The following is an 18,632-nucleotide window of genomic DNA, read 5'->3' on the forward strand; positions in this document are numbered from 1 at the left end:
GTTTACCTAAATATTATAATTTTTAACAAGTCTTTATTAAATTGTAACTTCTAATTTTGTCGCGTAATAATTTAAAACATGAAAAAATTAATTGCCCTTTCTTGTCTTTTTAGCGGAATATTTATTTCAGCTCAAAGTCAAGAAAGTTACATTTTAGCAGAAAATTCTGCCTCTTCATCCACTTCTATCTCTACAAAAAAAGTAACTTATGACGATCATTTAATGGCAGCAGAATCATTCAACATTCCAATCGTGAAGAGTTTTGATGATATTGAAGGTTTAGTTGCTACAAAAAAATTAGTTGCAATTCCTGAAGAAGGAAATGGGTACACAATTGAGAAATTAACACACAGTAAAGCTTTTTTAAATAACAGAGCAAAAACTGTGTTGGAACGAATTGCTTCAAAATTTCTGGACGAAAACAATGCTACAATTACTGTAACTTCGCTTACCCGTTCTGAAGAAAGTCAAGCAAGTTTAAGACGAGTAAATAGCAATGCAGCAAAAGGCGAAAGTTCTCATAACTATGGTGCTTCTTTTGATTTGTCGTATACAAAATTCAATAATAAATATACGTATAGCAAAACTCATCGTGATAATTTAGAAGCGATTTTAAAACAATTGCAAGAAGACGGTAAAATTTACTATATCAAAGAATATAGACAACACTGTTTTCATGTAACGGTTCGTAATCCCGATCAATTTAAATCAACAACAATGTAATATATAAAAGTTCTTTTCTATTTTTGCAGAAGAGAATTGAATCATGAAACAATTTTTAACAACTTTTTTTATTTGCTCTTCTTTATTCGGTTACGCTCAATCTCGAGTTATTATAGAACCTTCTAAAGAATATGTTCAGCATTTGAATGCCGCAAAATCTCATAAACTTGAGCTAATTGATGGTGATAAAAAGTTGAACAAATATATCAATCAAGGTAAATTGGTTAAAATAAAACAACGTGGTTATGGTTGGCGAGTTGGTGATTTAACGCATAGTCATTCGTATCTTATTCCAAAAGGTCGAGATATTTTGACAAGTATTGCAAGAGATTTTGTAAAAACAACAGGTCAAAATTTTTTCGTTGTTACATCAATGACACGAACGCTACATGATCAAAATCGTTTGAGAGGAATTAATAAAAATGCTTCTTCTAATGATAGTTCACATAATTTTGGTGCTGCTTTTGATATTTCTTATGTTAGGTTTAATCATAAAATTAGACCTGATTCTAAACTAGAAAAAGAGTTAGAACAAGTGCTAAAAAATTATGTTAGAACAGGTAAAATTTACTACGTAAAAGAATCTAAAATTAGATGTTTTCATATTATCGTTCGGAATTATTAAATTCTGAACGATTTTTTTTTGTTTGTAAATAATAACTATACAATAATCCTATAAACACAAACAAACTACAAAAACCAAATAAGTTTGACATTCCAAACAAACTGATAACACCACCAATTAGAGGACCTGTAATTCCCAATGAGATATCAATAAACAAGCCATACGCAGCTAAAGCAGCTCCTTTACTATTATCTGAAACCAAAGCAACAGCCTCTACTCCCATCGCAGGAAAAACCAATGAAAAACCAATTCCTGTAATACCTGCACCAATAAGAGCGATAAAAGAATTTGGCGCACTAAAAAGAATTAATAAACCTATCGTTTCGACTATCATGCAAATAATTCCAACTTTTAATCCTCCTAATGTATTAATTGAACTATTAAAAAATAATCGTCCTACAATAAACAATAAACTGAAAACACTTAAACATAAAGCTGCATTCGACCAACTATAAAAGTCGTAGTAAAGTGTTATAAAATTAGAAATTCCTCCAAATCCAAGACCTGCAAGTGCTAAACAAATTCCAAAAGGAGCCACTGTTTTCAATACACTTATAAATGGTTGCGGAACTTTTGAAACTGCAGTTAATATATTCTCTTTATTTCTAGCTAAAAAATAACCTATAATCGCACAAACAATACTAAACAAACCAATAAAACCAAGTCCAAAATATTGATTTAAGATAACTCCCAATGGTGCTCCAATTGCCAATGCACCATAACTAGCAACACCATTATAAGAAATTGCTTTCGCTGTATGTTGTTGTCCAATTTTTAAAATTGCCCAGTTTATTGGACTTCCACCTACCATTCCTTCTGCTGCACCAGTAACCAATCTCGCAAGTACAAGAATAGCTATTGACAAAAAATGATTGTTTCTTGTGAAGTAACAAAAGTATAATAAAACTCCTGCTAAAATAAACAAACTCATACTCAATAAAACGGCTGGTTTAGGACCTTTTGTATCTACGATTTTTCCCGCATAACCTCTCAATATAAAAGTTATCACATATTGCAAACTAATTACAATACCCGCTACAAGCTCAGTAAAACCTAATGTTTTTGTAATAAAAATAGGTAAAATAGCCAACGGTAAACCTATAAGTAAATAACCTATAAATGAAAAACTTACATAACCTATAATTTGCATGAAAATTTGTCGTGAACTCATGCTTAATTTCTCTTCCATAACATAATGCAATCGGTTGCAAATTTAGAATATTTAATAATCAAAGACAATTATTCATCCATTATTAAATTTGAAAATATATTATTCTTATTTACTTAAATTTAATCTTTACTTATTGTTGTGTTAATCCGAATACCGCATAAAATATAGAATTTTAACATCTACAAAACAAGAAATTCACACAATGAAAAAAATCGTATTATCGCTAGTATTATTTGGAAGTTTTTATACTTCTGTCAACGCTCAACAACTTGCTAAAGGAATTGTTTTTGAAGATAAAAATCAAAACAATAAATTCGATAAATCAGAAAAACGTTTGGCAAACGTGCAAATTAGTAACGGAAAACAAGTTGTTTCGACAAATGATAAAGGAGAATATCAAATCGAGATTGATAACGAAACTATTTTGTTTGTCATTAAACCAACAAATTACAAAATTCCTACAAACGAATTCAATCAGCCACAATTCTACTACATCAACAAACCTAATGGCTCTCCAAAATTAGAATATGCAGGTTCTGCTCCGACTGGAAATACTCCAAAGAGTATTGATTTTGCTTTAATTCCTACAAAAGAAAACGAAAAATTTTCGGCTTTAATTTTTGGTGATCCTCAAGCTTATACAGAAGAAGAAATCGAGTATTTCTCTAAAGGTGTAATTGATGATGTTAAAGGAATTAAAGGAATGGAATTCGGACTTTCTTTAGGAGATTTGGTTGGTGATGATTTGAATTTGCATCCATCTTATATAAAAGCTGTTTCGAAAGTTGGTTTACCTTGGTACAATGTTATGGGAAATCACGATATGAATTATGATGCAAAAGAAGATCAATATTCGGATGAAACGTTCGAGAAAAATTTCGGTCCAAATAATTATTCATATAATATCGGTAAAGCACATTTTATTGTTTTAGATGATATTTTATATCCAGATCCTCGTGATGGAAAAGGATATTGGGGAGGTTTCCGTCCTGATCAATTAGAATTCATTAAAAATGATTTAAAATTTGTTCCAAAAGATCATTTAATTGTTTTAGCATTTCATATTCCGTTGCGTGACACACGTCCAGAAGATAGAAATCAATTATTCGAATTGTTAAAAGATTACCCAAATACAATTTCAATGTCTGCTCATACACATTTCCAAGAACAGATTTTTTATGCAAATCAAGATGGTTGGCAACAACAAAAACCTCATCACGAGTACAATGTTGGAACAACTTCTGGTGATTGGTATTCGGGACCGAAAGATGCAAAAGGAGTTCCGGCCTCTACGATGCGTGATGGTACACCAAAAGGTTATGCTTTTTTACATGTAGATGGTAATCAATATAAATTTGATTATAAAGTTGCAAATTCACCAAAAGAAAAACAAATCGACCTGTACCACACAAAAAAAGTAAAAGAAGGTAAACGCAATCGTGCTTTTTTATATGCTAATTTCTTTATGGGACATGAATCAAATAAAGTTGAATATCGTGTAAATAATGGTGAATGGAAAGAGATGAATTGGGATCCAACAGTTGATTACAATTATATGGAAACCATCATGAAAATTGATAATGCAGAAATTACAAATATTGGTAACAGACCTTCTGCTCCAGAAATTTCGAAACATATTTGGTCAGTTCGTTTACCGAATAAACTAAAAGTTGGAACTTATCCAATTGAAGTTCGCGCAACCGATTTGTACGGAAACACTTTTACAGAAAAATCTTCTTTCGAAGTTATTAAATAACCGTTTTATACACATCTTGATAAGCCACTTCTTTTGAAGTGGCTTTTTTAAATAAAATATTTTACAATTTATTCATGTTAAATAAAAATCAATAAACCTTTATTCAAATGTAAAACTAATATCAAGACCTCTATTTTAGTAATGTTTACTTAAAAATCTCTTAACCATGAGTTAAACAACTTCATAAAAAGAAGTTCTAGTTTTGTTAAAATTTTTAACACATAAACATTTCACATTTACAGCTATGAAACAATTAAAATTACCACTACTTCTACTAGGTGGATTTTTAAGTTTACACGCCAATGCTAAAACTTACACCGGAACAGATTATCATCAATCGATTTCTCAAGATCAAAATCCAATCAAAGGTCAAATCGTTGATCAAAACGGATTAGGAATTGCAGATGTAGAAATCATCATCAAGGGAACATCTTTTAAAACATTTACAGACGGAGATGGTTTTTTCGAATTTGTTTCAGTAAATGTTGCTCATCCTACATTATTGGTAAATTCATCTCAACACAAATTTATTGAATACACACCGAAAGATATTTCTCAAGTAAAAATTACTTTACAAGAAGAATCTAACCAACTGAATGAGGTAATTGTAACTGCTTTGGGGATAAAGCGAGAGCAGAAAAAATTAGGATTTGCTCAACAAAATATAGGTTCGGAAGAACTTGCAACAGCAGAAGCGAATAACTGGTCTTCGGGATTGAAAGGAAAAGTAGCTGGTCTTAATATTATTTCTGGAGGAAATGGACCAATCAATTCTCAACAAATTATTTTACGCGGAGCAAATTCAATCGATCAATCAAAAAATTATGCTTTAATTGTCATTGATGGTGTTCCAATGAGTACAGAAATGACTTCTTCTGGAAACAATACTGCTTACATGGGCGATGATTCTCCCATCGATTTTGGTAATGGCATTTCTGACATCAATCAAGCAGACATCGAAAGTGTAACCGTTTTAAAAGGTCCTGCCGCAGCAGCGCTTTATGGAAATAAAGCTGCAAATGGAGCTTTAATTATAACAACAAAATCAGGTAAAAAAGGTAAACAATTAGGTTTAGAATATAAATCAACTGTGGCTATTGACGTCGTTAATAATTGGCCAGATTTTCAATATGAATATGGTCAAGGAACTGGAAAAAGTTTCGATAAAAATGGCAATCCTTATTACTCTTATCAAACCTCAGCAGATGGACCAAATACAGGAAGTACTTCTTCTGCATTCGGACCAAAATTTGACGGACAATCATTTTTTCAATATGACCCTAATTTAGAAAAACAAGGGGCTGAAAGAACTTTATGGCGTGCCTATAAAGATAATAGAAAAGGATTTTGGCAAACTGGATTTACTTTCAGCAATGCAGTTACACTTTCTGGTGGAAATGACAAAGGAAGTATGAGAGCTTCTATTGGGCATCAGAAAAATAGCTGGATTATGCCAAATACAGGTTATGAAAATTATACTGCTGCGATTAATGGAAATTATCAAGTAAGTGATCGTATCAAAGTTTCGACTGCCTTAAACTATACTCGCAAAACAAGTGATAATTTACCAGGAACTGGTTACAATAACGGATCTATTGCTTATTTTATGATCTTCCAAAATCCAAATGTAGATTTAAATTGGTACAAACCAATTTGGCAAAAAAATTACGATGGTGTAAAAATGATTCGCCCGTATAGTTCATACATGGACAATCCTTATGCGATTGCTTACGAAGCTGTTAACCCAATGAGTAGTAACCAGATTGTTGGAAATATTAGAGCAGATTTTAAATTAAGCAATAAATTAAGCTTAATGTTACGTCCTGCAATTAATACATATACCCAATTGCGCGAACAAAAACGTCCATTTGATATGAATCGTACGCCGAATGGATATTACAAAAGACAAGACATTTCTAAAACTGAAACAAATATCGATTTCTTATTAACTTATACTGATAAATGGGGAGATTTTGGTTTCAATGCAAATGTTGGAGGTAATAGAAAAAATTATGAATACAGAAATTTAACGGCTTGGGTAAATGGTTTAGCTTCGCCTGGAGTTTATAAACTTTCAAATGGATTAACTTCTCCTTTTGCAAGAACGTATGATTCTAATTTAAAAGAAAATTCATTATATGGAATGGCTTCATTTGGTTGGAAAGATATGATTTTCGTTGATTTTACAGGTCGTAACGACTGGAATTCTTCTGTTGCAGTAAAATATAGTTCATTCTTTTATCCTTCAGTTTCTTCTAGTTTTATACTGTCAGATTTATTCAAAATAAAAGGACCTATTAATTACTTAAAATACCGTTTATCATTTGCAAAAGTTGGTAACGGAGGTACAACAGGTTGGACAAATAGATATTACGATCAAAGCGATTTTACAGCTTCTGCAGTAGTACCTGGAAGATTATTTAATCCTGATATTAAACCTGAATCTACAACATCATGGGAAACTGGTTTCGAGGCTTTATTATTCAAGAAAAGATTAAGCTTAGATTTTACAGTTTATCAACAAAGTACAAAAAATCAAATCTTCGAATTACCAAATGATATCACAACTGGCTATTCAAGAAGAGTGGTAAATGGAGGAGAAATTGAAAACCGAGGAATTGAAATAGCAGCTACGTATTCTCCAATTAAAAGTAAAGATTTTGAATGGAAAATGATTGGAACTTGGTCTAAAAATGAAAACAAAGTAAAATCTTTAGTAGAAGGAATAGAAGGTGATCAAATGATTCTTGGTCAATCTGGAACAGTTTATCAAATTGCTAAAGTTGGCGGTTCTTCTACAGCTCTATATGGTGAAAAATTTGTAAGAAACGATGCGGGACAAATCATTTATGATGCAAAAACAGGTGTTCCACTTAAAAATGGATTAATAGAATATGTTGGAGACGCAACACCTAAATGGAGAGCAGGTTTCACAAATGAAATCAAATTCAAAACATTGCGTTTCAGTTTTACATTAGACGGACAATATGGTGGAATTGTCTATTCACAAACTTATCACAAAATGATGGAGCAAGGAAAATTGGCAGATTCTTTACCTGGTCGAGAAGATGGTTACATCATTGGAAATGGTGTTGTATTGAATGCTGACGGAACTTATTCTCCAAATACAACAAAAGCTGATGTGGCAACTTATTATGCTGAATATAATCGTCGTGCAAATGTAGAATCTAATTCATTCGAAGCTTCATATTTAAAATTAAGAGATGTGAGTTTAACATTTGATTTTCCTAAAAGATTATTATCAAAAACAGGTTTACAAGCATTGTCATTAACAGTTTACGGACGCGATTTATTCACGATTAGTGATTTTCCTTTATACGATCCAGAAACAGCATCATTAAATGGAAATACTTATGTACCTGGAGTTGAAATGGGACAAATGCCGTCAACAGCAACGTATGGAGTAATCTTAAAAGCTTCATTATAATTTACAACATTCAATTTATTAAAATGAAAAAGATTTCAATTCAACTATTTTTTGCCTTCACTATAATTTCAACTGTTTTCTCTTGTACAAACGATTTTGAGAAAGCAAATGAAGATCCAAACTTAATCACAGAAATTAATTCAGGTTCTGTTTTAAATCCTGTTCTTTATGATTTGGCTGAAAATAATGTTTTAAAAAACTACGATATTACAGCTCAATTGATGCAAGTTCATATTCCTTATCCAAGCAATGCAATGGGACTTCATCGTTATGATGTAACAACAGGAACGGGAAATTCGACTTGGAATAATGCCTACACAAATCTTGTTAATTTGGAGGAAATGCTAAAAGTTTCGCAAAAAGCTGGAGATGTCAATTATCAAGCAATTGCATTAACGCTTCGTTCTTTAGTTATTTCTAATTTAACCGATATGTTTGGCGATGTTCCTTTTTCTCAAGCAGCCAAAGCAGAAGAAGGAATTACAAAACCAAAATTTGATACACAACAAGATATTTATAAGCAATTATTAAATGATTTAGAGAAAGCAAATCAATTATATGTAACTAATTTAGGTCTAAAATATGGTACCGATATTTTATTCCCAAGTAGTGAAAAAAACATCAATATAACACGTTGGAAAAAATTCACAAATTCTCTTAAAATGAGATTATTATTAAGAATTTCGAATCGTGATGCATCTGCCTTAACAGAACTTAAAAAAATAATTGATAATCCGACAACTTATCCTATTTTCGAAAGTGAATCAGAATCTGCTATTTTACAAATTTCTGGTTTAGCACCAAGTTTATCTCCTTGGCCAAGAGCACAAGATTATAGAGATAGCCGAACATTCACAACATTTTTTATTGATAAAATGAATGAAACTAATGATCCTCGTTTACCAATTTTAGTCAATAAAGCTTCTAATTTGGATGGTTCTTCATTAGGTTACAAAGGAGTTCCTGCAGCTTACGAAGGAAATAGTTCTGATTACAAATTCAATCCGTCATCTCCTAACAATGCAATTGTTATCGCTCCGATGAAAATTCCATTAATGACTTATGCTGAAGTTGAGTTTATAAAAGCTGAAATGGCTCAAAAAGGTTTAGGTGGTGATGCAAAAACTCATTATGATAAAGCTGTAAAAGCTGCTGTACAATTATGGACGAATATCGAGCCTACTGCTGAATTTATGGCACAAGAAAAAATTAAATACAACAATACGTTAGAACGTATCATCGATCAAAAATATTTTGCTTTATTCTTTACAGATTACCAACAATGGTTTGAATATAAAAGAACTGGTTTTCCAAAATTACCGACAACTTCTACCATGTTGAATGATAAAAAAATGCCTCGTCGTATGCTTTATCCAACAAGTGTTAGAAATTATAACCCAGAAGGCTATCAGAACGCACTTCAACAAATGGGACCAGATAACATCAATACGCGTGTTTGGTGGGATGTAAATTAATTGCATACATTCCACATTTAATAGAAAACGACCTTGTAATTAAGGTCGTTTTCGTTTTATTTGTATCTTCACTAAAAATATTTTTATGCATATAGAAGAGTTAAGAGAGTTTTGTTTAGGACTTCCATTGGTCGAAGAAAAATTTCCTTTTGATCAATCTACTTTGGTCTTTTATATCGCTGGAAAAATGTTTTGCCTTTGTAATATTGACGATTTTGATTCTGTAAATATCAAATGTGATCCAGATAATGCAATCGAATTACGCGCAACTTTCGAAGCTGTAATTCCTGGTTATCACATGAACAAAAAACATTGGAATACTGTTAAAATTCATCAAGACGTGAAAAACATTCAAATCAAAGAATGGATAAAAGATTCTTATAATTTAGTCATCTTAACTTTACCAAAATCTAAACGTCCTAAGTTGATTTAATTCTCTGTTTTCACCAACAATTCACCTATTGTTTTTGATTTCAGTTCTGTTTCTCGCCATTCATTTTCAGGAATAGAATCGGGCATAATACCTCCTCCTACATACAAATTTACTTTATTAGAATAGATTTTTGCACATCTAAGATTAACAAAATACTCCGATTCTGTTTTATTTTGAAAGCCCATAAAACCTGCATAAAAAGTACGATTATAGCCTTCGTTTTCGAGAATAAAATCTTTTGACAGATCCTTTGGCATTCCTCCTACAGCAGGCGTTGGATGCAAAGCTTTCAACAAGTCATACAGCTGAGATTTATCTTTTAATTGAGCTGAAATAAATGATTTCAAATGTTCAAAAAATCCTGCATTTACCGAAAATGGTCCGTCCACATCAATGTAAGAAGTATAAGGTTCTAAAGTTGACGAAATATAATCAGTTACTACTTGTTGTTCGTGATATTCTTTCTCTGTCCATTCATCTTCTTTTGCTTTTGTTCCAGCTAAAGAAACAGTTTGTATAAATTGATTATTTTCTTTCAATAAAAGCTCTGGCGAAGCTCCAATCCAACAACCTTCTTCTGTATCAAATCGCAAATACACATAGGCATTTGGATAATGTTGATGTAAATTTTTAAAAGTTTCAACTAAATTAATATTCGTTTCTGGAAGTGAATTGATTCGACTAATTACAATTTTTTTAGTTGGTGAATCACTTTGTAATTCTTCAACTGTTTTTTGAATTAAATCAATATAATTTTCATACGAAATTGCTTCATTTTTGTTTGATTCTGGTAAAGAAAGTTCAAAATTTGGTAATTCATTTATTCCAATATCTATAACCTCATTATCATTAAATTCAACCAATTTTGTATTATCGAAACTATTACAAATAAACTTGTTATCCGATTCAAAATCTTTATTTTCCCACAACTCCACTTGTGTAGAATTTGGTTTTCTAAAAAGAAGAAAAGGTTCTTGATTCTGAATTAATCTTTCAAGTTTATCTTGAAATTTTTTAAACATGTTTTTTAGAAATAATAGCGTTTGTTAAATGTGTATAACAGATTAATTTATCGTTTTCATCTTTGATTTCAATCTTAATCAAATGCGAAGTACGACCTTGTTTTACGACTGTTGCATGCCCAAAAATTGTTCCTTCCTTTTTTGGACGAAGATGATTTGCGTCAACATGTTGACCAACCGCCACAAAATCATCCGAATGTAAAATAATATTTGACAATGTACTTCCCAACGTTTCCGCCAAAACGATAGAAGCGCCTCCATGCAATAACCCAAATGGTTGATGAACTTTAGGCGTAACAGGCATTTTTCCTGATAAAAAATCTTCTCCAACTGCCGTAAATTCTATATCTAAAGTTTCAAGTAATGTATTTTTCGAAATTTCATTGAACTTCTGTAAAATATCTTGTTCGTTCATAATTTAATGTATTTTTGGGTTATAAAGTGCTGGATGTTTTGCCCTAACTTTTTTGTAAAAATCTTGAATTTCATCCATCACATCTTCTAAAGTTCTGTTTTCTGTTTCTACAATTTTTGAAATTCCAGCTCTTTTTTTCTTGAAATCACAATAAGCCAAAACAATCGGAACATCTGCTTTTTGCGCGATATAGAAAAATCCATTTTTCCACTTTTCTGCACGAGAACGCGTTCCTTCTGGTGTATTAATTAAATATAATTTATCTGATTCTTTCAAAATATCTGAAGCAAAATCGACCATATTATGTCGTTGAGAACGATCAATTCCGATTCCGCCCATTTTCTTTATAAAATATCCATACCAAGGTTTTGTCCAAGCATCTTTGATAAACATTTTCATTGGAATTCCCATTTGCCAAAAAGCCAAAATAGTATAGTAAAAATCCCAATTGGAAGTGTGCGGAGCGCAAACCAAAACGCATTTATCTACTTTCGATAGATCGAGATGATTATCTAATTTCCAACCTCCTAATGAGTACAAAAGTTTGCCTAAAATTTTTTTCATAAAATGATGCTTTATGCATTTGCAAACATACAAAACTCGAAACGGATATTAGTCAATGTAACCAAAAATAAAAAGAGACATTCCGAAATGAAATGTCTCTTTTTGAATATTATTAATTAAAATACTTCCTAAGTCTATGCAAAGAAATCAACGATTATTTGAATGATTTCTGTAGTTAATGTTAATAGAATCTGTATCATCTTTATAGTGTATTTCTTGGTTTGATTTTTCTTTTTTGTTTTCAGTTCTTGGTAAATTTAGTCCTACTGAACCGTCTTTACTTTCGACACGAATACCATTTTTATCAATTCTAACTCTCGCCGAATCGTTTCCGTCATTCAAATTTATGTTTACATCCTCTGAATCAAGATTAATATCGTCCTCAGAATCTGAATCTTTTTGACAATTCAAACATACGAATTTTTTTCCATTATATCCAATAAATTTATTCTTCAAATCGTATAAATAATCACGATCATTATCATTATTAATAATTGTTATTCGATCAGTGTTATTCGTGTGAATTAATTTGTTCTTAGGAACATACAATTTGATATCAACCGTTTGATTTCTAAATTTACCATCTTTAGGAATTTTAATAAACTCATCTAAATAAAGTTTATTTCCATTTAATTCGTAATTATATCTAATTGCTTCTAAATTGCGTTTTGCTTCTTCTTTGCTTCCTCCTTTAGAAGAATAAGTTACTTGAACATGAAGTTTATCGTCTGTACTTTCTTCAATCTCAAAAATATCATCAATTGGAATGATTAAGTTTCCATCAGCATCAATTAATTGATCTAAATCGTTAAAAGTTTTGAACTTTAAGTTACCTTCATTATTTTCTCTAAAATAAACTTGTAAGGTATCAGAAGGAATAACATAACTTTTTTCTTGTGTCATTTCAACTGAGTTTCTAAATTTACTTGCTGTACTTACAGAAATTCCGATGATTGCAAATAATGCAACAAACCAAAGAGCGATTGATCCAAAGATGACAGCTTTGCTTACTTTTACTTTATTCCAGAAACATTTTACACCTAAAATTGTCAACAAAATACCTGGAATTACCATTAATATTCCTCCAAATATTTTGGCTGCCATGCTCATCCATTCCTCTTCAACAAGATAACCGAATAATTCTGTTGGCATTTCTGTCCAAGTAGTAAAGAAGAAAAAGAATCCTCCAATGATTAATCCAATTCCTGAACTTAGAATGATAAATCCGATGAACCAAAGTAAAATTCGACCAAAAACACCAAAGGCTCCGCCTAATTTATTACTTAATTCTTTGCTTCCACTTACAACAGCTTCACTAGCTTGTTCTACGTTTTTTTTTAATGTATCAATGTTTGCTGGTTGTCCGTACATCTGTAACTTCTCTGATGTTGTTTTTGCTTTTGGAACAAAAATTAACAAGATAAAATAACAGAATACCACTAAGAAAAATGATACACCTGCTGTGAAAATTCCCAAAATTCCAAGAACTAACCAAATAGAACGTACAAACCAAGGATCAACGCCCATATAATGCGCCAAACCAGCAGATAATCCTGTTACAATTGTATCATCTGGATCGCGGTACAAACGTTTCGCACCAGTTTGTTGCCCACCATACGATTGATTATTTGACGAATAATTGTATGATGAATTTGTAGACGTTTTTTCGTTCTCTTCATCTTCTTCAACCTTATATTGATCTGGATGTCCCATCGTTGCAATTACAAAATTGATGTCATCTTCGTTTACGACTTCTCTAAATTTTAATCGTTCACGAAATAATTCAGAAATACGGATTTCTACATCTTCAATAATATCTTCTACACCTTCCGTACCTCTCAACGAAGTTTTTACATCTTGTAAATAGGTCTTTAATTTATTATAGGCGATTTCGTCTAACACGAAAGAAAATCCTCCTATACTTATTGATACTGTTTTATCCATTTTTCTGCGTTTCTGTGGTTACTTTATTCACGGCTTCAATTAACTGTTCCCAAGTTTCAGCTAATTCTTTTAAAAAATTTTCACCTAACTCTGTAAGTGCATAATATTTGCGAGGTGGTCCTGACGTTGATTCTTCCCAGCGATACTGTAAAAGGTCATCATTTTTTAGTCTTGTCAAAAGCGGATATAATGTTCCTTCAACAACAATCATCTCTGCTTTTTTCAATTCGTCTATGATATCAGATGCATAAGCATCTCCTTTTTTGATAATGCTGAGAATACAATATTCCAGTACACCTTTTCGCATCTGAACTTTTGTTTTCTCTATATTCATAAGAACGGCTTGTTTTATTTTGTTATACAAATATATATAAAAGTTTTAGTATTATGCAAAACAAAGTACTGAATTATTTTTAGTATTATAAATAAAAGACATACCAATCTGCCTGTTTATCGAGGTTTATTGAATTAATATTTTTTTTAAGTTTTTTAAGTTTTTTAAGTTTTTTAAGTTATTTAAGAATATTTTAAAATCGATGTTTTTTTTATGAAAAAGTACTTGATTTTACTTGAAAAAATATTAACTATCATTTAAAAATCACCTTCAAAAATCACTCATTCTACTTGAATTAGTTTTATTACCTTTGTCAAAAATCGAGCTCACACAATGAAAAAAATTATAGGAAGTGCAATGCTTTTAGGAGCATTTTTAGCTTCAGAAAGTGCTTTAGCTTGGGGATTAACAGGTCACCGAGTAGTTTCTCAAATTGCAGAACAACATATTAGCAAGAAAACTCGTAAAGAAATTACAAAAATTATTGGTCCACAAAAATTAGCGTATTGGGCGAACTGGCCAGATTTTATCAAGTCTGATGATTCTTGGAAACATGCAGATTCTTACCATTACGTAAATATTCCAGGAGATTTGGATCGTGCACAATTTGATGTTGCGCTAGATGGAACTTCTGATGATAATATGTACAAAAAAGGTTTGTTTTTGATTAATGAATTAAAAAACAACAAGAATTTAACAATCGAACAAAAACAACACGATTTATATTTCTTGATTCACATTTTGGGAGATGCGCATCAACCTTTACATGTTGGGCGTCCAGACGATTTGGGTGGAAATAGAATCAAAGTTGAATGGTTTCGCGATAAAGTAAATATTCATACCGTTTGGGATTCTAAATTGGTTGATTACGAAAACTATTCGTACACAGAATATTCTAATTTACTGGATATTGCAACGAAAGAACAACAAAAAACAATGCAAGAAGGAACTTTTGCTGATTGGATTTACGGCTCTTATATTATTGCAAACAGAATTTACGCAGGTGTTAAAATGGACGATAAATTAGGTTACCGTTATCATTTTGACAACAAAAAAACGATCGAAGATCAAATGCTAAAAGGCGGTCTACGTTTAGCAAAAGTTTTAGACGAAATTTATAAATAAATAGAATCTTTACCGAGATTTACAAATCCTGAAAATGACTTTTCAGGATTTTTTTATGTTCAAAATTTAAATTTTCGGTCATTTTGACATTTGAAAATAGTAAAAACCAGTCATTTTGTCTTAAAATATCGATTTGCACATAATTTGAATAAAGTGAAAACATGAACAATGAAATCAAAAATTTAAACATACAAGACATGAATACAGCAAGAAATAATAGAGCAAATTATTTTCCTTTTGGATTTGAAAATGCAATGCGTCCAAAATTTGAAACTTTTGTAAATTCTCAAAATCAATTTCCTGCAGTAAATATCAAAGAAAATGAAGATAGTTTCGAGATTTTATTAGCTGCACCAGGTTTAAACAAAGAAGATTTCTCTATTGAAATTGATGAAAATATTTTGAAAATTTCATCAGAATTTAAACAAAATGAAGAAGTAAAAGAAGAAAAATTTTCGAGAAAAGAATTTAATTTTTCAAGCTTCAGAAGAGCATTTACATTGCCAGAAACCATAAACGAAGATAAAATAGAAGCTTCTTATGTAAACGGAATTTTGCAATTAGTTCTACCTAAGAAAGAAGAAGCTTTACCAAAAGAAAAACGTAGCATACAAATTTCATAGATATAGTTAATTTTAGTTGGTTAGTAAATCCTCAATTCTTCGGAGTTGAGGATTTTTTGTTTAAATCAAATTTATAATTTTATCATTTCCTCAAAAACAATGTTAAAAAAAGTGACTATTTTATCGAAAACGGAATCAAAAAGTTCTTAACAAAAACACTTAATAATTTTTATAAAAAAGTGTTTTTTAGTAAAAATTATTAAAAACTAATCTTTTACATTTACAAAAGATTAAAATTCAACTATGCACAAAAACATTTTATCTACAATAACTTATGTTGTAAAAACACGTTTTTGCACAAGCTCAAAAGAATTTCAAACAACTGAATTTAATTCGGATAACGGGTTAAAAAATAGGTTGGATGCTTTTAATTTTCTTAAAAATTACATCGAAATTATTTCAAATGAAGGTTTGCTACAAATTGAAAGTAACTTTATTCAACCAAAAGCAATTGATCGAATAAATACTGAAATCAATTTTCCTAACGAAAATAATTACAAACGCTTAAAACTAGTTAATCAAGAAGCTATTTTTATCACTCCAAATGAAACCATTTTTCCTTACGGAATTAGTTTGTCTTTTGTGTTAAATGAAGATTTCGATTCTTTAAAAAAAGATAACGAATATGAAATTTATTCTTTAAAAAATTCTAAACAAATTAATTATTCTGAACAACTTAACAATTTAATAAACGAATATAAGTTACTGAAAAATTTAGGTTTTGAAGAACAAATAAATGCAATAAAATTAAATAAAAATCTATTCTCAAATTTTGCTATTAAAGATGACTATTTCAAAATTTTAGACACACCTTTTTTGTGGAATAACCCAACAAGACAATTTTTTATAAATAATATTTCGAACAACGAATTTATTCTAGATTGTCTTTACGATCATCTTTTTCATTATCAATATTTTAATTATGTTCAGTTTTTAGAAAAGAATTGTCCGAAAGAAATTGAAAAAAATATTTATGCAATGCTGCATGGTCAGGGAGGTTTATTATTTGTTGGTTATCATCCAGAAAATTTAACCGAAAGTATTATGAGCGATGTCGAATTGATTAATTATTACAATTTACTTGATGCAAATTTTTCTCAGGACGAATATTTATATAAAAACATTAATTTACAGATATTTAGTTTCAATGATTTTCCAGTTTTAGCAATTACGGTTTTTCCATTAAATGAAGAATCGAAAAAGAATCATGCCTATAACCCTGACAAAATATTTGTGCTACAAAATAATCGATTCATTAAAATGAAAGATAGTTAAAAAACAATACTATATTTTCAAAAAAACATAATTACACAAAAGACATCTACAGATGTCTTTTTTTATTTCACAAAATATTCTATTTTAGACCTAATTTGTAAAATTTATCACACGAAATTACTTTAATTATGAAATTGATTAACACATTAACCTACTCTACAATTGTATTATCGTCTATTGCGGTACATGCGCAAGCACAAGAAAAATTAGACCCAACTGTACAAAGTTTTGTAACCGAAATTCAAAATAATTCGCAGTTGAAGAAAATTTCGCACGAATTATTAGACGGAATCGGACCTCGTTTAGTAGGAACTCCACAAATGGATCAAGCAGGAGAATGGGCAATTAAAACGTTGAAATCTTGGGGAATTGATGCCCGCCGTGAAGATTATGGAACATGGAAAGCATGGGAGCGCGGAATAACGCATGTTGATATGACGTATCCAAGAGCAAAATCTATCGAAGCTACTCAATTAGCATGGTCACCAGCAACTAAAAAAGCTGTGAATGCAGATGCTATCGCAATGCCTGTTTTCAAAACAAAAGCTGAATTTGACGCATGGTTACCTTCTGTAAAAGGAAAAGTTGTTTTGATGTCACAAAACCAATCATATGGACGTTCTGATTATCAATACAAAGATTTTGGTTTAGAGGATTTGTATAAAAAAGTTACTGAAACAAGAAAAGCTGAAGCCGAAGCTTGGGCAAATTCTATAAAAGTGACAGGTTACAACAACAATACACTTCCAGAAGTTTTTGAGAAAAATGGAGCTGCAGCGGTTGCAATTTCTTATTGGACAGGAATTATGGGAGCAAATAGAATTTTTGGTGCAAAAACGAAAACTATCCCAATGTTAGATATTTCGAATGAAGATTACGGAATGTTATATCGTTTAGCTGAAAATGGAACTGCTCCAAAATTGACTGTTAATGCACAATCTAAACACAATGGAGTTGCGAAAACATTCAATATTATTGGAGAAATTAAAGGAAAAGAAAAACCAAACGAGTACATTATTCTTTCTGCTCACTTCGATTCTTGGGATGGAGCGCAAGGAGCAACAGATAACGGAACTGGAACTATCACAATGATGGAAACAATTCGTACAATCAAAAAATTATACCCAAATAACAAACGTACAATTTTGATTTGTTTATGGGGAAGTGAAGAACAAGGATTGAATGGTTCTCGTGCTTTTGTAGAAGATCATCCAGAAATTATTAAAAACACTCAAGCTGTATTTAACCAAGATAATGGAACAGGACGTGTAGTAAACATCAATGGATCTGGTTTTGAAAAATCATATGAATACATGACGCGCTGGTTACAAGCTGTTCCTAATTTTATTACGAAAGAAATCAAGACAGATTTCCCTGGAATGCCAAGTGGTGGAGGATCGGATCATGCATCTTTTATCGCTGCAGGAGCGCCAGCTTTCGGACTTAGTTCATTAAATTGGGGTTACGGTACGTATACTTGGCACACAAACAAAGATACGTATGATAAAATCGTTTTTGAAGAAGTACAAACGAATGCAATTTTGAGTGCTACTTTAACGATGATGGCAGATCAAGAAAAAGATTTAGTAAGTCGTGAGCGTCGTATTTTACCTAATGGTAGAGACGGAAAACAGCAAGAATGGCCAGAGGTTAAAAGCCCGGCAAGAAATTCTGATACTTATTTAAAATAAGATATTTT

Annotated in this window: 16 protein-coding genes; 10 read left to right on the forward strand and 6 right to left on the reverse strand. The window is 31.0% G+C overall.

Annotated elements, in window-relative coordinates; genetic code table 11:
• Positions 1–78: 78 nt before the first annotated feature.
• Both B3M86_RS11260 and B3M86_RS11265 read left to right on the forward strand, forming a co-directional pair.
• Positions 79–723, forward strand: coding sequence for a DUF5715 family protein (locus tag B3M86_RS11260; RefSeq protein ID WP_114999918.1), 645 nt, complete (start codon positions 79–81; stop codon positions 721–723).
• A gap of 43 nt (positions 724–766) precedes the next feature.
• Entirely contained in the window at positions 767–1,348 is a 582-nt protein-coding gene (locus B3M86_RS11265) for a DUF5715 family protein (protein WP_219034309.1), read from the forward strand.
• Here B3M86_RS11265 and B3M86_RS11270 read toward each other — a convergent pair.
• Positions 1,329–2,519: an MFS transporter gene (locus B3M86_RS11270; RefSeq protein WP_291052708.1), complete on the reverse strand. Its 1,191-nt coding sequence runs from the start codon at positions 2,517–2,519 to the stop codon at positions 1,329–1,331. The two genes, B3M86_RS11265 and B3M86_RS11270, sit on opposite strands and share 20 nt — an antisense overlap.
• A 202-nt stretch (positions 2,520–2,721) precedes the next feature.
• On the opposite strand from B3M86_RS11270, the gene B3M86_RS11275 reads away from it, so the two are divergent.
• The 4 genes from B3M86_RS11275 (at position 2,722) to B3M86_RS11290 (ending at position 9,631) form a co-directional block, all read left to right on the forward strand.
• A complete protein-coding gene (locus tag B3M86_RS11275) occupies positions 2,722–4,275 on the forward strand; it encodes a calcineurin-like phosphoesterase C-terminal domain-containing protein (RefSeq protein ID WP_286495616.1) in 1,554 nt (517 codons plus the stop codon).
• A 244-nt stretch (positions 4,276–4,519) separates the two neighbouring features.
• Entirely contained in the window at positions 4,520–7,723 is a 3,204-nt protein-coding gene (locus B3M86_RS11280; protein ID WP_291076800.1) for a SusC/RagA family TonB-linked outer membrane protein, read from the forward strand.
• A 23-nt stretch (positions 7,724–7,746) separates the two neighbouring features.
• Positions 7,747–9,198: a SusD/RagB family nutrient-binding outer membrane lipoprotein gene (locus B3M86_RS11285; protein WP_286495618.1), complete on the forward strand. Its 1,452-nt coding sequence runs from the start codon at positions 7,747–7,749 to the stop codon at positions 9,196–9,198.
• An 85-nt stretch (positions 9,199–9,283) separates the two neighbouring features.
• The gene (locus tag B3M86_RS11290; RefSeq protein WP_125350359.1) at positions 9,284–9,631 is read left to right on the forward strand and encodes an MmcQ/YjbR family DNA-binding protein; all 348 of its coding nucleotides are present in this window, start codon (positions 9,284–9,286) and stop codon (positions 9,629–9,631) included.
• On the opposite strand, the gene B3M86_RS11295 is transcribed toward B3M86_RS11290, so the two are convergent.
• The 5 genes from B3M86_RS11295 to B3M86_RS11315 all read right to left on the reverse strand — a co-directional run bounded on the left by B3M86_RS11295 (position 9,628) and on the right by B3M86_RS11315 (position 13,910).
• Positions 9,628–10,653 carry an isochorismate synthase gene (locus B3M86_RS11295; protein ID WP_286495620.1) on the reverse strand — a complete coding sequence of 342 codons (1,026 nt, stop codon included), beginning with the start codon at positions 10,651–10,653 and terminating at the stop codon, positions 9,628–9,630. The two genes, B3M86_RS11290 and B3M86_RS11295, sit on opposite strands and share 4 nt — an antisense overlap.
• Positions 10,646–11,068, reverse strand: coding sequence for a PaaI family thioesterase (locus tag B3M86_RS11300; protein ID WP_219034304.1), 423 nt, complete (start codon positions 11,066–11,068; stop codon positions 10,646–10,648). The genes B3M86_RS11295 and B3M86_RS11300 overlap by 8 nt, the downstream gene beginning before the upstream one ends.
• Before the next feature lie 3 nt (positions 11,069–11,071).
• Positions 11,072–11,632: a 1-acyl-sn-glycerol-3-phosphate acyltransferase gene (locus tag B3M86_RS11305; protein ID WP_286495621.1), complete on the reverse strand. Its 561-nt coding sequence runs from the start codon at positions 11,630–11,632 to the stop codon at positions 11,072–11,074.
• Between the two features lie 147 nt (positions 11,633–11,779).
• Positions 11,780–13,576 (reverse strand): PspC domain-containing protein, encoded by a 1,797-nt coding sequence (locus tag B3M86_RS11310; RefSeq protein WP_219034302.1) that lies wholly within the window; start codon positions 13,574–13,576, stop codon positions 11,780–11,782.
• Complete coding sequence (locus tag B3M86_RS11315) at positions 13,569–13,910, reverse strand: PadR family transcriptional regulator (RefSeq protein WP_125350363.1); 342 nt, start codon at positions 13,908–13,910, stop codon at positions 13,569–13,571. The genes B3M86_RS11310 and B3M86_RS11315 overlap by 8 nt, the downstream gene beginning before the upstream one ends.
• Positions 13,911–14,243: 333 nt before the next feature.
• Here B3M86_RS11315 and B3M86_RS11320 point away from each other — a divergent pair, with 333 nt between their 5' ends.
• From B3M86_RS11320 to B3M86_RS11335, 4 genes are all read left to right on the forward strand, one after another.
• Positions 14,244–15,035, forward strand: a complete 792-nt coding sequence (locus tag B3M86_RS11320) for a S1/P1 nuclease (RefSeq protein ID WP_219034301.1) — start codon at positions 14,244–14,246, stop codon at positions 15,033–15,035.
• Positions 15,036–15,232: 197 nt separating this feature from the next.
• Positions 15,233–15,658, forward strand: a complete 426-nt coding sequence (locus B3M86_RS11325) for an Hsp20/alpha crystallin family protein (protein ID WP_291046890.1) — start codon at positions 15,233–15,235, stop codon at positions 15,656–15,658.
• Positions 15,659–15,901: 243 nt separating this feature from the next.
• Positions 15,902–16,933 carry a hypothetical protein gene (locus B3M86_RS11330; RefSeq protein ID WP_219034300.1) on the forward strand — a complete coding sequence of 344 codons (1,032 nt, stop codon included), beginning with the start codon at positions 15,902–15,904 and terminating at the stop codon, positions 16,931–16,933.
• Between the two features lie 128 nt (positions 16,934–17,061).
• Positions 17,062–18,624, forward strand: a complete 1,563-nt coding sequence (locus tag B3M86_RS11335; RefSeq protein WP_125350368.1) for a M20/M25/M40 family metallo-hydrolase — start codon at positions 17,062–17,064, stop codon at positions 18,622–18,624.
• Positions 18,625–18,632 lie beyond the last annotated feature (8 nt).

The organism is Empedobacter sp. UBA6305, assembly GCF_002440405.1.
Classification (GTDB): Bacteria; Bacteroidota; Bacteroidia; order Flavobacteriales; family Weeksellaceae; genus Empedobacter; species Empedobacter falsenii_B.

Excerpts from the sequence above, each read along its gene's own strand:
- B3M86_RS11290 (WP_125350359.1), top strand. The coding sequence starts at position 9,284 with ATGCATATAGAAGAGTTAAGAGAGTTTTGTTTAGGACTTCCATTGGTC.
- B3M86_RS11260 (WP_114999918.1), top strand. The coding sequence starts at position 79 with ATGAAAAAATTAATTGCCCTTTCTTGTCTTTTTAGCGGAATATTTATT.
- B3M86_RS11270 (WP_291052708.1), bottom strand. The coding sequence starts at position 2,519 with ATGAGTTCACGACAAATTTTCATGCAAATTATAGGTTATGTAAGTTTT.
- B3M86_RS11320 (WP_219034301.1), top strand. The coding sequence starts at position 14,244 with ATGAAAAAAATTATAGGAAGTGCAATGCTTTTAGGAGCATTTTTAGCT.
- B3M86_RS11325 (WP_291046890.1), top strand. The coding sequence starts at position 15,233 with ATGAATACAGCAAGAAATAATAGAGCAAATTATTTTCCTTTTGGATTT.
- B3M86_RS11315 (WP_125350363.1), bottom strand. The coding sequence starts at position 13,910 with ATGAATATAGAGAAAACAAAAGTTCAGATGCGAAAAGGTGTACTGGAA.
- B3M86_RS11310 (WP_219034302.1), bottom strand. The coding sequence starts at position 13,576 with ATGGATAAAACAGTATCAATAAGTATAGGAGGATTTTCTTTCGTGTTA.
- B3M86_RS11285 (WP_286495618.1), top strand. The coding sequence starts at position 7,747 with ATGAAAAAGATTTCAATTCAACTATTTTTTGCCTTCACTATAATTTCA.
- B3M86_RS11305 (WP_286495621.1), bottom strand. The coding sequence starts at position 11,632 with ATGAAAAAAATTTTAGGCAAACTTTTGTACTCATTAGGAGGTTGGAAA.
- B3M86_RS11280 (WP_291076800.1), top strand. The coding sequence starts at position 4,520 with ATGAAACAATTAAAATTACCACTACTTCTACTAGGTGGATTTTTAAGT.
- B3M86_RS11275 (WP_286495616.1), top strand. The coding sequence starts at position 2,722 with ATGAAAAAAATCGTATTATCGCTAGTATTATTTGGAAGTTTTTATACT.
- B3M86_RS11335 (WP_125350368.1), top strand. The coding sequence starts at position 17,062 with ATGAAATTGATTAACACATTAACCTACTCTACAATTGTATTATCGTCT.
- B3M86_RS11330 (WP_219034300.1), top strand. The coding sequence starts at position 15,902 with ATGCACAAAAACATTTTATCTACAATAACTTATGTTGTAAAAACACGT.
- B3M86_RS11300 (WP_219034304.1), bottom strand. The coding sequence starts at position 11,068 with ATGAACGAACAAGATATTTTACAGAAGTTCAATGAAATTTCGAAAAAT.
- B3M86_RS11265 (WP_219034309.1), top strand. The coding sequence starts at position 767 with ATGAAACAATTTTTAACAACTTTTTTTATTTGCTCTTCTTTATTCGGT.
- B3M86_RS11295 (WP_286495620.1), bottom strand. The coding sequence starts at position 10,653 with ATGTTTAAAAAATTTCAAGATAAACTTGAAAGATTAATTCAGAATCAA.